The organism is Kitasatospora sp. NPDC029312 (assembly GCF_055569215.1).
The window spans coordinates 68591-81581 of the sequence record NZ_JBVHXY010000012.1 but is presented as its reverse complement, the minus strand read 5'-3'; the positions used below and the strand labels follow the sequence as shown (position 1 = coordinate 81581).

Here is a 12991-nt window from a genome sequence, read left to right as displayed (position 1 = left end):
CGCCCTCCCGAAGGAGCCCCATGGCCGCGACCGTCGCCGCGCCACCCGCCCCGCCCGCCCGCCTGTGGACCCGCAACTTCGGGCTCTACTTCACCGCCCGCACCGTGGCGGTGCTGGGCGACACCATGATCCCGGTCGCGACGACCGTGGCGATGCTCGCCCTCGGCTTCGGGGTGGGCGCCGTCGGCGTCGCGCTGGGCGCCTGGATGGGGGCGTTCGCCCTGTTCGTGGTGTTCGGCGGGGTGTTCGCCGACCGGTTCCAGCCCCGGCCGCAGATGATCGCCGCGGACGCACTGCGCTGCGCGGTCCAGGCCGGCCTCGCGGTCTGCCTCTGGCTCGGCCACCCGCCGCTGTGGCTGCTCGTCGTCGGCTCGGTGCTCGGCGGGCTCGCCACCGCGATGTTCCAGCCGGGCCTGACCAGCCTGGTGCCCAGGGTCGCCGCCGATCCGCAGCAGGCCAACGGCGTGCTGAGGGTCAGCCAGGGCGTCGCCACGATGGCCGGCCCGGCCCTCGCCGGCACCCTGGTCGCCGCGGTCTCCCCGGCCTCGGTCTTCGCGGCGACCGCGGCCACCTTCGTCGTCAGCGGGCTCTGCCTGGCGGCCCTACGGCTGCCGCACGTCGAGCCCGACCGCACCGCCTCCACCCTGCAGAACCTGCGGGAGGGCTGGACGGCCTTCCGCTCCCGCTCCTGGCTGTGGTCGGTGATCCTGATCTGGTGGGTCCTCGGCGTCTCGGTCTGGGGCCCGATCACCCCGGTCGGTGCGGCCTCCATCATCGGCGCCCACGGCAAGGCCGCCTTCGGCTGGGCGGAGAGCTCCTTCGGCGTCGGCTGCGTCCTCGGCGGCCTGGTGGCGATCCGGCTGCGCCCGGCCCGTCCGCTGTTCGGCGGGGCGGTGGCGATGCTGCTCTTCCCCCTGATGCCGCTGTCCGCCGCGCTGGTCCCGCCGGTGCCGCTGCTGATGCTCGGCTACCTGGCCAGCGGCACCGGATGGGCGTTCTGGGGCGTCCAGTGGGCGACCTCCGTCCAGACCCAGATCCCCGAGGACAAACTCAACCGGGTCGCCGCGTACGAGATCGCCGGATCCATCCTGGCCGTCCCGCTCGGCCAGGCGGTCGCCGGGCCGGTCAGCGATCTCCTCGGCGTGCACCGACTGCTGTTCCTCGGGGCCGTGGTCGCCCTGGGCTGCGCCCTCGCCCTGCTCGCCGTCCGGCCCGTCCGCCGGCTGCCGCGGGCCGCCACCTGACCGAGCCGCCGGGACCCCCGCCCCGGCCGGCAACGCCACGCAACGCCACGCACCCCCCGCGCACGCGGCGGCCGGCGGGACGGGGCCTTCATGAGTCCGGACGCGGGCGAGAACCGGTGTCGTGGCGTCAACGTCGGGGGTGACACCACTGCGAGCGAACGCTGGTCCCGGGTGGTCTGGGCACCCGCACGCCCTCGCTACGAGACGTAGACGATGGGTGCGTACCAGTTTTGTCGCTTGATGGCCTGGTTGTCGGCTGTGTTGCCGTCGGCGGTGATCTTGAAGTCGACCAGCTTGGCGCTGTACTCGGCGGTTCCACCCTTGGCGTCGGGGCTTGTGTAGGGGAGGTTGAAGGCACGGGCGGTGATGCTCTGGTTGAGTGGCCCGGATTGGATGACGGCGCTGTTCTTGACGAGTTGCATGGTGCTCTCGAAGGAGCACTGCGCCCACGCGCTCGGGGTTCCCGCGTAGTTGAGGTCCTTGAGATCCGTTCGACGGAATCCGCAGCCGCGGACGCGGATCTCGGCTTCGGCGGTCGCGGTCGGGCCGCGGCCATGGGCGGTCATGCACATCTGGACCCAGGCCTCGTTCCAATTGCCCGGGCCTTGGAGTTGTCGGAGGGAGTTGCAGGAGGTGCTGACGTTTTTGGGGGTGAGGTCGACGTTGAGGCCGGGCCCGGTGGATTCCTGGAGGAAGTCCAGGGACTTCTCGCGTGTCCAGTCGTCATTGGAGAAGTTGCCGTGGGCCAGGCAGGTGGTGGTGTAGTTCTCGGCGCCTTGCAAAGCGGAGGTCTGGCCGTTGAACACGACGCCGTCACACAGGTCGACGGCATTGAGTGGTTCGTCGCCGATGTTGGATCGGAAGGTGGCGTAGCGGGTGGGCGGGGGTGTTTCGCTGCCGGAGTTGAGATTCTTGAGGAAGTCGGAATCGACGGCCATTTCGTTGCACTGCCTGTCGACGACCTTTCCGCACAGGTCCCCCGGCAGGCCGGCGGCCAGGGTGCCGTGGTGCGGGGAGGCGAGGGAGACGAACGACTTGGTGATGGAGGTGCCGCCCTCATTCTTGAGGTATGTGCGGGCGACCAGGCCGCCCATGGATTCGGCGACGATGTCGATCTTTCCGTCGGGGGACTTTTCGGTGAGTGATTGGTTTTTCACGTAGGCGGCAAGTTGTTGGCCGAGCGTCGTGATGGAGGTGTCGCCGGGAGTGTCAGCGCTGTAGTCGAAGGCGTAGAGCTCGTCCGAGTTGTAGCCGTAGGACTGGGCGTAGCCGATCATCCCGCTCCACGCACCGGAATCGGAATGGTAGCCGTGAACGAAGACGATCGGGCGGTGCTTGAGCTTGGCGGCTGCACGAGCTTCAGGTGCTGTCGGCAGGCCGATCAGAAGGAGTGCGGAGACAAGGCCCAGCAGCACTGTGAGGGCTGAGGGCCGCCGTCTGGCGATGTGCATGGTGAGCCTCCGTGAGTGAGAGATCGGCCGCGGGCCTGACCGCGGGTGGGATCACCCAGGCTCTATCGCCTCCTGTGCTGCGACGGTGGGCGCGGCCGCGGCCGCGGCACTTGCACCATCGGCAATCAATCGTCGGCGAATGAGATCTCACCGGGACAATCCAGCGAATAGCCGACGCGCCGGCACCCTGCGTCGCGCGTTCGACCGGCACCCGCGCCGCCCGGGGGCGTCGTCGCGGTCAGCGCCTGCTCTCTCGCCGGCCACCCCGTCGGCGCCCGTCCGGACTACAACCCGATCCTCGCCCTCGGACTTCGCGCGCCGTCCATTCGACTCCCGTCGTCGCCACCAGGCAGGAACTCCTCGCCGAGCACGGCCCGCTCGGCCCGTCTGGTGGCGCTTCGGCCGCCCGGGCCGGCACCCCCTGATCGAAGCAGTACCCCGAACCCGCCTTTGAGTGAGAACGAGTTCGGCGAACCGCACCTGGGGTCCGTGGTCTCCACGCGACCCTGTCGGATCCTGCTCGGGCGAAGGACCGTTTGGGAGAGTCGGGCGCGGGCCGACCCGGATCCGTCCGGCGGTCAGGCCCGCGGTGTTCGGGTAGAGGTGCGGCTGCCGGGTGAGGCGACACCCCCGACAGCCGTGTCGATCGCTGTGGGTCAGATGCCCGGTGTGTTCTGCATCCGTCGCTGGAGCTCTTCGGGGGAGACGTCCTCGATGTGGCTGGCGACGTACCAGTTGTGGCCGTAGGGGCAGGTGAAGCCGCCCGCACGGTCTCCGTAGGGCATGGTCGTCATCGGGAAGGTCGGTGTGCAGCCGGCCTTCACGGCCTTGGCGAAGACGGCCTCGGAGTCGGGTACCTGGATCCAGAGGGTGACGGGGGTGCCGCCGGTGCTCTGGGGGCTGAGGACGCGCATCTCGGGGATCTCGTCGCTGATGATGATGACGTTGTCGCCGATCATCTGCTCGGAGTGGATGAGCTTGCCACCGGCCTCGATGCGGGTGCGCTCGGTCATTCCCAACACGTCGTGGTAGAAGGGGATCGCCTCGTCGGCGGGGGTGACGGCCATCCAGGGGATGACAAGCTGGTATGCCGTGTTCTGCCAGTGCGTCATGGTCGTCTTCCTCTGCTTCCGCTGGTTCTCGGTGGTGGGTTCAGGCGTCGCCGAGGGCGTGGCCGATGGCCTGGTCCATCTCTTCGGCGGTGAATTCCTTGATGCGGGCGGCGACCCACCAGGTGTGGCCGAAGGGATCGGTGAACGCCGCGGCCCGGTCTCCCTGGTACATGTCGGCCGGCGGCTTGACCTCACTCGCCCCGGCTGCGATCGCGCGGGCGAAAACGCCGTCCACGTCCTCCACCCACAGGTGGATCGGCACGGGAGTGCCGCCGGTACGGGAAGGGTCGCTCATCTTCCAGTCGGGGTTCTCGTCGACGACAAAGATCACCGAGTCGCCGATCTGGAGTTCCGAGTGGTTGATCTTGCCGTCGGGCTGGGGGATGACGAGGCGTTCGGCCGCGCCGAGGACGTCCTTGTAGTACGCGATGGCCTCGGCGGCGGGTGTGGCCACGAGGAACGGGCTGATGCGGGGGTAGCCGTCGGGGATCGGTTTCACCATGACTGGTCTCCTTTGTCACCTGATGTGGACTTTCGCTCGATGTGTTCCACGTTAGGAGGCTTCCAGGACAGAACCTGTCCTGGAACGCGGGCAGAGTGTGAGGCGTGACCAGTGACACCCCCGCCCGCCTGCTGCGCCTGCTCTCCCTGCTCCAGACACGCCGCACCTGGCAGGGCCCCGAACTCGCCGAACGCCTTCAGGTCACCGTTCGCACGGTGCGCCGGGACGTCGACCGGCTGCGCCAGATGGGCTATCCGGTCGACTCCGATCCCGGTCATGCGGGCGGCTACCGCCTGACCTCGGGGATCGACCTGCCGCCCCTGCTGCTCGGTGACGACGAGGCGATCGCCGTCGCCGTCGCCCTGCGCACCGCCACCGCCGGCGGGCTGGCCGGCATGGAGGACACCGCCCTGCAGGCCCTGGCCAAACTCGAACAGATCCTGCCCGCCCGGCTGCGCGGCCGGGTCGCCGCCCTGCAGGAGACGGTGACCGCGGTGCGCCACCCCTACCGGCGCGCCGCGGTGGCCCCGGAGGTGCTGGCGGTGGCGGCGGCGGCCTGCCGGGACCACGAGATCCTCACGTTCGACTACGCCACGCGCCACGGCACCACGGCTCCTCGCCGGGTCGAGCCGCACAGCCTGGTCACCGCCGTGGGCCTGTGGTACCTCGTCGCCTACGACACCCACCGCGCCGACTGGCGCGTCTACCGCCTGGACCGGCTCACCGACCCCGCCCCCACCGGCCACCGCACCCCGCCACGAGAGCTGCCGGCCGCCGATCCGGCGGCGTTCGTGATCAGCCGGATCGCGAGCGCCCCCGCGCGCTACCGGGCCATCGCCACCGTCCAGGCACCGGCCACGACCGTGCGCGCCCGCACCCGGGGCGAAATCCTCGGCGCCATCACCCCCCTCGACGAACACAGCTGCACCGTCGATCTCTCCGGCGACAGCCTGCGCCGCATCGCGACCTTCCTGACCGCCATCGACGCCGACTACACCCTCGACGCCGACCCCGACGTACGGGCCCACCTGAAGCTCCTGGCCCGCCGGGCCGAGCGCGCCGCGGCCACCTGAACGCGCCCGGCCTGCCTGTCACGACCCACCGTCACCGCACCATCCCCCAAGGAGAACCCCGTGCGTTGGGACCACCTGACCACCCGCCCCGGCGACCCGGCCCTCTTCGACGCCGAGACGGTGACCACCCGCACGTTCGACACACCGGACTTCCGCGGGATCACCTTCCACGAGATACGGGCCAAGTCGATCCTCAACCGCATCCCGGCCGCCTCCCGCTCCCGCATGCCCTTCCAGTGGACCCTCGCCCCCTACCGGGGCTGCTCCCACGCCTGCGTGTACTGCTTCGCCCGCAAGACGCACACCTACCTCGACCTCGACGCCGGCCTCGGCTTCGACACCCAGATCGTGGTCAAGACCAACGCCCCCGAACTGCTGCGCCGCCGTCTTGCCGCGCCCGCCTGGCAGGGCGAGCACATCGCCATGAGCACCACCGTGGACTGCTACCAGCGCGCTGAGGGCCGCTACCGCCTGATGCCCGGCATCCTCACGGCACTGCGCGACCACGCCAACCCCTTCTCGCTCCTGACCAAGAGCACCCTGATCCTGCGCGATCTGCCCCTGCTCAAGCAGGCCGCCGCCGTCACCGACGTCGAGATCGCCTTCTCGGCCGGCTTCACCGACCCCGACCTGTGGCACACCCTCGAACCCGGCACCCCCGCCCCCCAACGCCGCCTGGAGGCAGTGCGCACACTCACCGACCACGGCCTCGAGTGCAGCGTCGTCATGGCCCCGGTCATCCCCTTCCTCGCCGACCAGCCCGAACACTTGCGCACCACCGTGGCCGCGATCGCCGCCTCCGGCGCCACCTCCGTGACCCCGCTGGTGCTCAACCTGCGCCCCGGCGCCCGCGAATGGTTCACCCAGTGGCTCCACCAGCACCACCCCCACCTGGTCCACCGCTACCAGCAGCTCTACGCCGCCGGCGCCTACGCCCCCCAGTGGTACCAGGACCGGATCCACCACCAGGTGCAGGAACTCGCCCACGCCCACGGCCTACGGCCGGCCCAGCCACCCGGCAGCCGCACCAAGCCCCACAGCACCGGGAAAGCCCCCACCCAGCTCACCCTGGAAGGCCCATGACCCACCCGCCCCACGCCGCCATCCCCGAGCCCCACCTGACGGGAGTACCGTCCTGGCCCGTCGCGTTCGGCCGCCTCCCGCTGCGCCTCGGCGAGCGCCTCCTCGCGCCGCTCCTGGAACTTTGCGCCGAGTTCCCGCAGCCTCTCCTCATCCACCGCCTCCCGCAGCGCGGGCAGGATCTCGGCCTCCTCGGTCTCGACATGGTGATTGACCGCCTCGACGAGTTCGGCGACCAGGGCGTCGAAACTTCTTCGGCTCCGGATCGGTGGCCTGCAGGCGCTCGATCAGGCGCTCCGCCTGCTCGTGCTCGTGCTCGTCCTGGCCGTGGGCCACCTGTGCCTTCTCCCCGGGCGCCTGCTTGGTGACGACCGGGTACACCCACTTCTCCTCGGCCCGCGAGTGGGCGTCAGCAGGGCCCCGACCCGGTCAAGCACGGCGACCGGGTCTTCGCCGGCCGCCCGCAAGCGCTCGAACAGTTTCTCCACCTCGCGGTGGTCCGCGGTGATCAGCTCAACGGCGTTCTTCGGCATGTGGTCTGCCAACGATCCGGCTGCGGTCAGGTGCACCGCTTACCCCGAAGGCGCGCCGGCACGCTGCCGCCAGCAGTCCCGGTTCGCCGAGAGGGGCCTGGACCTTTCTGTGTCTTGACGGGAACGGCTGGTCGAGTAGGAGGGAAGCGGTGTACTCGCCGACCGCCCCACCGCAGACGTTGGCGGCGTCCGCCTGCCCGGCCGCCACCGTCTGGTGGGTCGGCCTTCGGGCGGATGCGCCCCGGTCGGGATCGGTGGTTCTGCTTGGTGGTCAGCGTGTGTGCAGGAGGGTGTAGGCGGTACTCGCGAGGGCGATGGCCGTGGCGGTGAGTGCGGTTGCGGTGCAGCGGGTGCGCAGTTGGTGGTAGCGGGCTTCGTACTGGGCGCGGGTGGTGGTGATGTGGGTGCGTAGGTGTTCGAGGTGTCGGCGGGTGTTCTGCAGGTCGGTGTGGATGTAGTGGTGTTCGACTTCGTCGGCTTGGGCGGTGGTGAGCCAGGGCAGCAGGCTGGTGAAGGTGCGGGCGGCCTGGGCGGCCCGCACCTTTTCGGCCTGCCAGTACAGGTAGCCCTCCAGTTTTCGTGTGCCCTGGTCGGCTTCGTCACGTGCTGTGGTCGTGGGAGCGGGCAGTGGCGGGCGGCGGGGCTGGGGTTGGGGGTTAGCCATCGGTGGAGTGTCCGCGGTCGTCGCTGCTGACAAGGGTGCCGCCCTGGCGGCCGGCGTCCTGGAGTTCGTCGGGGATCTCGGGGTGGTGGAGGTTGAAGGCGGGGGATTCGGAGCGGATGCGGGGCAGGGTGACGAAGTTGTGCCGTGGCGGCGGGCAGGAGGTGGCCCATTCCAGGGAGCGGCCGTAGCCCCACGGGTCGTCCTCGGCCACGCGCTCGCCGTACTTGGCGGTCTTCCAGACGTTGTAGAGGAACGGCAGGATCGACAGGCCGAGGAGGAAGGAGCCGATGCTGGAGAGGGTGTTCAGGGTGGTGAAGCCGTCGGAGGCGAGGTAGTCGGCGTAGCGGCGGGGCATGCCCTGGGCGCCGAGCCAGTGCTGCACCAGGAAGGTGGTGTGGAAGCCGATGAACAGCGTCCAGAAGCACATGCGGCCGAGGCGCTCGTCGAGCATCTTGCCGGTCCACTTGGGCCACCAGAAGTGGAAGCCGGCGAACATCGCGAAGACGACGGTGCCGAAGACCACGTAGTGGAAATGGGCGACGACGAAGTACGAGTCCGAGACGTGGAAGTCGATCGGCGGGGAGGCCAGCAGAATCCCGGTCAGACCGCCGAAGAGGAAGGTCACCAGGAACCCCACCGCCCAGAGCATCGGCGTCTCGAAGCTCAGCGAGCCCTTCCACATGGTGCCGATCCAGTTGAAGAACTTGACCCCGGTCGGGACCGCGATCAGGAAGGTCATGAACGAGAAGAACGGCAGCAGCACCCGTCCGGTGACGAACATGTGGTGCGCCCAGACCGTGACCGAGAGGCCGGCGATGGCGATGGTGGCGGCGATCAGGCCGCTGTAGCCGAACACCGGTTTGCGGGAGAAGACCGGGATGACTTCGGTGATGATGCCGAAGAACGGCAGCGCGATGATGTAGACCTCGGGGTGGCCGAAGAACCAGAACAGGTGCTGCCACAGGATGGGGCCGCCGTTGGCGGGGTCGAAGACGTGGGCGCCGAACTTGCGGTCGGCCTCCAGGGCGAGCAGCGCGGCGGCCAGGACGGGGAAGGCCAGCAGGACCAGGACCGAGGTCAGCAGGACGTTCCAGGTGAAGATGGACATCCGGAACATGGTCATGCCCGGTGCGCGCATGCAGATGATCGTGGTGATGAAGTTGACCGCGCCGAGGATGGTGCCGAAGCCGGAGAACGCCAGGCCCATGATCCACATGTCGCCGGCCACCCACGGACTGTGGATGCCGTCCGACAGGGGGGTGTAGGCGAACCAGCCGAAGTCGGCGGCCCCGTTGGGGGTGAGGAAGCCGGACATGGCGATGAGGGAGCCGAACAGGTAGAGCCAGTAGGCGAACATGTTCAGCCGGGGGAAGGCGACGTCCGGAGCGCCGATCTGCAGCGGCATGATCCAGTTGGTGAAGCCGGCGAACAGCGGCGTGGCGAACATGAGCAGCATCACGGTGCCGTGCATGGTGAACAGCTGGTTGTACTGCTCGGTCGACAGGATCTGCAGGCCGGGCCGGGCCAGCTCGGCGCGGATCAGCAGTGCCATCACGCCGCCCGCGAGGAAGAATCCGAACGATGTGATCAGGTAGAGGCTGCCGATCTTCTTGTGATCGGTCGTCGTCAGCCAGTCCACGATCACCTTGCCCCGCCTGGCCCAGATCCGTGCGTCGGCGGGAGGGCTGGGGCTGGGGGCGGGCGGGACGCCGTCGTCAGTGAGGATGGTCATGCGGGCTCCATTCCGAATCGGACAGCCCATCCCTACCAGTAGCCGAACCGACACGCTCGGTCACTCTCGGCGTGTCGGACTTGGACGCCCTGGAGCAGCCCGCCGGGCCCGCCAGCGGCGAGACGGCCCGGGGGGGGTGCGCATGCGAACGGCGAACCGTGACGGGCGCGCCTGCCGTCCGGGCGAGACCTCGGCGCCGCACCGCGTGAGACGCGGATGATCGGGCAGGCGTCATGACCGGGTGCCGAAACCGCCCCTGGAGGTCTGTGATGATCATCAAGAAGCTGCATGACGCGGGTGTGAAGTCCGAGCATGCCTACCTGGCGGGCATGGCGTCGATCGGGTTGTCGGTCGTCTCGTGGATGGTGTCGGTGAAGGCGGAGGCGGCGGGCGTGGAGCGCGCCGACCGGTGGGGGATCTTCGTGGGGGAGTGGGCGCCGACCTTCTTCTGCATGGGCCTGGCGCTGTCGCAGTACGAACGCGAGGGGAACCCGGTCTACGCGAACGACCCCCGCCTGTCCACGGCCCCCTGACGGGTTCCCGGCACCCGGTGCGCCGGGAACCTGAAGGTGTCACCGCGCCGCCTCGGCCCGGCTTTTCAGGCTTCGCGCGGCATGCTGTGCGGATGACACCACCATGTCGCCAGTCCACACCTTCGACTCCAGGGCGACGTACAGCGCGCCGGGCAGCAGCACCGGTAGCGTCCGTGCGGGCGGCCGGCGGTCGCGGCAGCCCGGGTAGGTGCGGGCGCGGCCAGGCGGCCTGCCGCCGACAATGTAGTGAGCAAGCCGGTCCGCGTGCATGTGCGACCCGTACGCCGCGTACCACAGCTTCCTGCCGAGGAGCGGTGTCTCCGACAGCGGCTCCGCAGGGCGGGCCTGCAGCATGGAGGGGGGCAGCCGCGGTGGTGATCTCTTTCATATCGCAGAAGGTAGCGACCGTTTGACACCCCGTTGCATAGATTCGGCGACCGCGGCCGCTCCGGAGCCGCGCTGTCGAACGCACACCACGGCCGCACCGCCGGAGCCGCGCCTTGTCCTGGACATCCGGCCCAGCGCGCTCTCTCCCGAAGGCCTCGGCGATCCCGACCTCGACACCGCCCTCGGTGACGGCCTGGTCCGCGAGGCCGGTCCGCTTGGCCCCGCATCGCCACCACCGAGCGGGACGGGCATCGGCGGTCCGGACGGGGGCGTCATGGTCGATGGCACGTTCGTCGACGCCGAAGACCGCCTCCCCCTGTTCTCCACAGCCGACCACGGCGCCGTTGAGCTGCTGCACCTGGCACCGCGTCAGGGTGTTGTCCGAGAGACCGTTGTCCGGGGAAACCGCGGCTGGTAGCTTGCGGGCGTTAGTCACCAGGCTGTCACTCGGCGCACTTGGGGGAACCGATGATCAGCACCCGTCGGCATCGCGGCATCGCCTCTGTGTGCGGCGCCGCCGTACTTCTGCTCACATCAGCCGGCTGCAGCAGCAGCCCGTCCACCTCGAGCGACCAGAACGCTCCCTCCGCCACCAGCGCACCGCAGACGGAGGCCACCACTGCCGCCACGGCGTCGACCTCGCCCGCGGCCGGCCTGCTGTACTCCGCGAAGCCCGCGTCGCTCAGCGCCGTCTGGGCCGTTGAACAGGGCTGTCCCACCGTCATCAACATCACCCTCGAGGACACCGGGCCCAGGCTGGCTGTCAGGGAGGTGCATGAGGAAGGCAGCATCCGCCCGCCGGGGATCAGCTGGGCGCCGCCCTGCTCCGGCATGACCCAGGAGATCACCTTCGACCACTCGGGGGTGACGAAGGTCTCCGGGACACAGACTCAGGAGAGCTGCCAGAAGGCCGTGGAGCAGGCGAAGCGGGACGGCTCCATTCTCCCTGCGGTGAGCCTGCGGTCCCTGGCCGCGGGGGACGAGTTCTGCGAGGACGACAAGGACGCCGGCCGGGTCGTCCTCATGCAGCTCACGAACGCGTCCACGAACGACCCGGTGAAACTCGACTGGTCCTTCACCACGTGGGCCGTCCCGAAGCCGGATCCCACGCACGCGCAGGCCGGCGCCCCGCTCTACACCGACCAGACGTTCACGGTCAGCGACAAGAAGGCGACCGGCGGCGGCTGCGTCCCGGCCTCAGCCAATCTCTCGACCTCGGACGGCCCACGGGTGTTCTACGGCCAGACGTCGGACCTGAGCTTCTTCTCGGGCTGTATCGGATCCCCCGCCAAGATCCGCTTCGACGGTCACACCGCACCCGTCAACGGCCAGCCCGACGTCAAGGCGTGTGAAGACGCCGCCGCCGCTTCGCCGAAGAACACCCTCGACGTCAACCTGACCGAGCTGCGCCCCGGCAACGAGTACTGCGAGCTCACGACCCTCCCGAAGGCGGTCGTCCTGGTCAAAGTCGTCTCGGTCACCTCCAGCCCCGCCTCGATCCAATTCTCGGCGACCGGCTGGAATGCACCAGACGCGCCGTAGTCGCAGGCACCCTGGCTCCCGCCCGGCCCGGGCCGGCCCCACGGATGGTGCGGCGTCAGCTGCTTCGGCTCAGGTCTCCCCATCCGCAGAAGAGGGGGCAGCACCGCCGGCCGCTTGAGGGGCCGTTTGCCCGCCGCCCCACAGGCTGGCCTGTCCTTCACTCGGTCGAGACCTCGTGGGTGCTGCCACTCTGGGGGCGGCGAAGCGGCGGCGGCAGGTGTTCCACTCGATGGCCGCTGCCCGGTACCGCGACCGGCACGCGGGCTCCCGCAAGAGGTCCGACCCCGGCGACGCGCTGACTGTCGGGGAAGTAAGCCCCACAAGAAGGAGGCCCGCCAATCCCTTACGCGAACACACTCGTCCGCGGAAACGCGATTGGTCAGGATTGGCTGACGTTAAAGGATCGCGATGACGGTGCCGAGAAGAATGCCGAGGGACTTCAACAGAGCGGTTACAGCGGCACCAAGAAGCATTTTGGACTCCTGTAAGTGAGGAGGTTGAATGAAATTATTGCCCTTATGCATGCGTCGTGGGCCGCAGAAGTTATGGCTCAAGCAGCTACGCATGATCCAACCTTCAATTTCGGCCGGGGGTGCCAGGGCGCTACCGCGCACCTCTTGCCTCCGCCCATGCATGGCGGCCTCACACGCGAAGGAGTTTTCCTCGGGGGTCCGCATCCGCGTCCGTGAGGTACCACGCATACGGCCTCACACTCGCTGCCGTCGTCAGTAACCTAACTGACGGACCGTCAGTTACCGGCGGCGGCACGCCGGGCAATATCGGCCGGCCCTCTTCTGGAGGCAGCCGCCGAGGGCGAGGCCCGGTGGCCGACCGCGGTCGCGCGGGAACGGGAGCAGGCCCGGCGGACGAGCGCGGCGAGGGTGGCGCCGGTGACAAGGTCGCCGAGCTATGGCGCGGTGACCCGGCGCAGGCCGTTGTCCTGGTGCGCGAGCTGGCGGCGTGCGGGGAGTTCACGGCGGCCGAGGTCCTGGACGCGGCCGAACCCGCTCGCCGGCACGTCGCCGCCGAGGGCTTCGACCCCGTCTACGGCGCCCGCCCCGGCCCTGCGCGGCCGACGGGCTCTCCACCGGAGTGACGGTTCGGCCTGTCACCACGCCCGAAGCCACCGATCCCTCTC

12 protein-coding genes are annotated in these 12991 nt (G+C 69.5%); 6 read left to right on the top strand and 6 right to left on the bottom strand.

Features of this window, described 5'->3' with window-relative positions:
• The first annotated feature begins 20 nt into the window (after window positions 1-20).
• Window positions 21-1244 (top strand): MFS transporter, encoded by a 1224-nt coding sequence (locus ACZ4WV_RS12910; protein ID WP_465745780.1) that lies wholly within the window; start codon window positions 21-23, stop codon window positions 1242-1244.
• A gap of 197 nt (window positions 1245-1441) precedes the next feature.
• On the opposite strand, the gene ACZ4WV_RS12905 is transcribed toward ACZ4WV_RS12910, so the two are convergent.
• The 3 genes from ACZ4WV_RS12905 to ACZ4WV_RS12895 form a co-directional block, all read right to left on the bottom strand.
• Window positions 1442-2695, bottom strand: coding sequence for an esterase/lipase family protein (locus tag ACZ4WV_RS12905; RefSeq protein ID WP_465745778.1), 1254 nt, complete (start codon window positions 2693-2695; stop codon window positions 1442-1444).
• 656 nt (window positions 2696-3351) lie between these two features.
• A complete protein-coding gene (locus tag ACZ4WV_RS12900) occupies window positions 3352-3807 on the bottom strand; it encodes a VOC family protein (protein WP_465745776.1) in 456 nt (151 codons plus the stop codon).
• 40 nt (window positions 3808-3847) lie between these two features.
• Window positions 3848-4309 carry a VOC family protein gene (locus tag ACZ4WV_RS12895; protein ID WP_465745774.1) on the bottom strand — a complete coding sequence of 154 codons (462 nt, stop codon included), beginning with the start codon at window positions 4307-4309 and terminating at the stop codon, window positions 3848-3850.
• A gap of 104 nt (window positions 4310-4413) precedes the next feature.
• On the opposite strand from ACZ4WV_RS12895, the gene ACZ4WV_RS12890 reads away from it, so the two are divergent.
• Window positions 4414-5382, top strand: a complete 969-nt coding sequence (locus tag ACZ4WV_RS12890) for a helix-turn-helix transcriptional regulator (RefSeq protein WP_465745772.1) — start codon at window positions 4414-4416, stop codon at window positions 5380-5382.
• Between the two features lie 60 nt (window positions 5383-5442).
• Complete coding sequence (locus ACZ4WV_RS12885; protein ID WP_465745770.1) at window positions 5443-6465, top strand: Rv2578c family radical SAM protein; 1023 nt, start codon at window positions 5443-5445, stop codon at window positions 6463-6465.
• Window positions 6466-7266: 801 nt separating this feature from the next.
• Here ACZ4WV_RS12885 and ACZ4WV_RS12880 read toward each other — a convergent pair.
• A complete protein-coding gene (locus ACZ4WV_RS12880) occupies window positions 7267-7659 on the bottom strand; it encodes a hypothetical protein (RefSeq protein ID WP_465745768.1) in 393 nt (130 codons plus the stop codon).
• Complete coding sequence (gene ctaD / locus ACZ4WV_RS12875) at window positions 7652-9391, bottom strand: aa3-type cytochrome oxidase subunit I (protein WP_465745766.1); 1740 nt, start codon at window positions 9389-9391, stop codon at window positions 7652-7654. The genes ACZ4WV_RS12880 and ctaD overlap by 8 nt, the downstream gene beginning before the upstream one ends.
• Window positions 9392-9660: 269 nt before the next feature.
• Between ctaD and ACZ4WV_RS12870 the strand changes: the two genes are divergently transcribed.
• On the top strand, window positions 9661-9924 hold the full coding sequence (locus tag ACZ4WV_RS12870) for a hypothetical protein (protein WP_465745764.1): 264 nt from the start codon (window positions 9661-9663) through the stop codon (window positions 9922-9924).
• Window positions 9925-9963: 39 nt separating this feature from the next.
• On the opposite strand, the gene ACZ4WV_RS12865 is transcribed toward ACZ4WV_RS12870, so the two are convergent.
• Window positions 9964-10278 carry a hypothetical protein gene (locus tag ACZ4WV_RS12865; protein WP_465745762.1) on the bottom strand — a complete coding sequence of 105 codons (315 nt, stop codon included), beginning with the start codon at window positions 10276-10278 and terminating at the stop codon, window positions 9964-9966.
• A gap of 501 nt (window positions 10279-10779) precedes the next feature.
• On the opposite strand from ACZ4WV_RS12865, the gene ACZ4WV_RS12860 reads away from it, so the two are divergent.
• Window positions 10780-11853 carry a hypothetical protein gene (locus ACZ4WV_RS12860; protein WP_465745760.1) on the top strand — a complete coding sequence of 358 codons (1074 nt, stop codon included), beginning with the start codon at window positions 10780-10782 and terminating at the stop codon, window positions 11851-11853.
• An 823-nt stretch (window positions 11854-12676) separates the two neighbouring features.
• A complete protein-coding gene (locus tag ACZ4WV_RS12855) occupies window positions 12677-12949 on the top strand; it encodes a hypothetical protein (protein WP_465745758.1) in 273 nt (90 codons plus the stop codon).
• The last annotated feature ends 42 nt before the right edge of the window (window positions 12950-12991 follow it).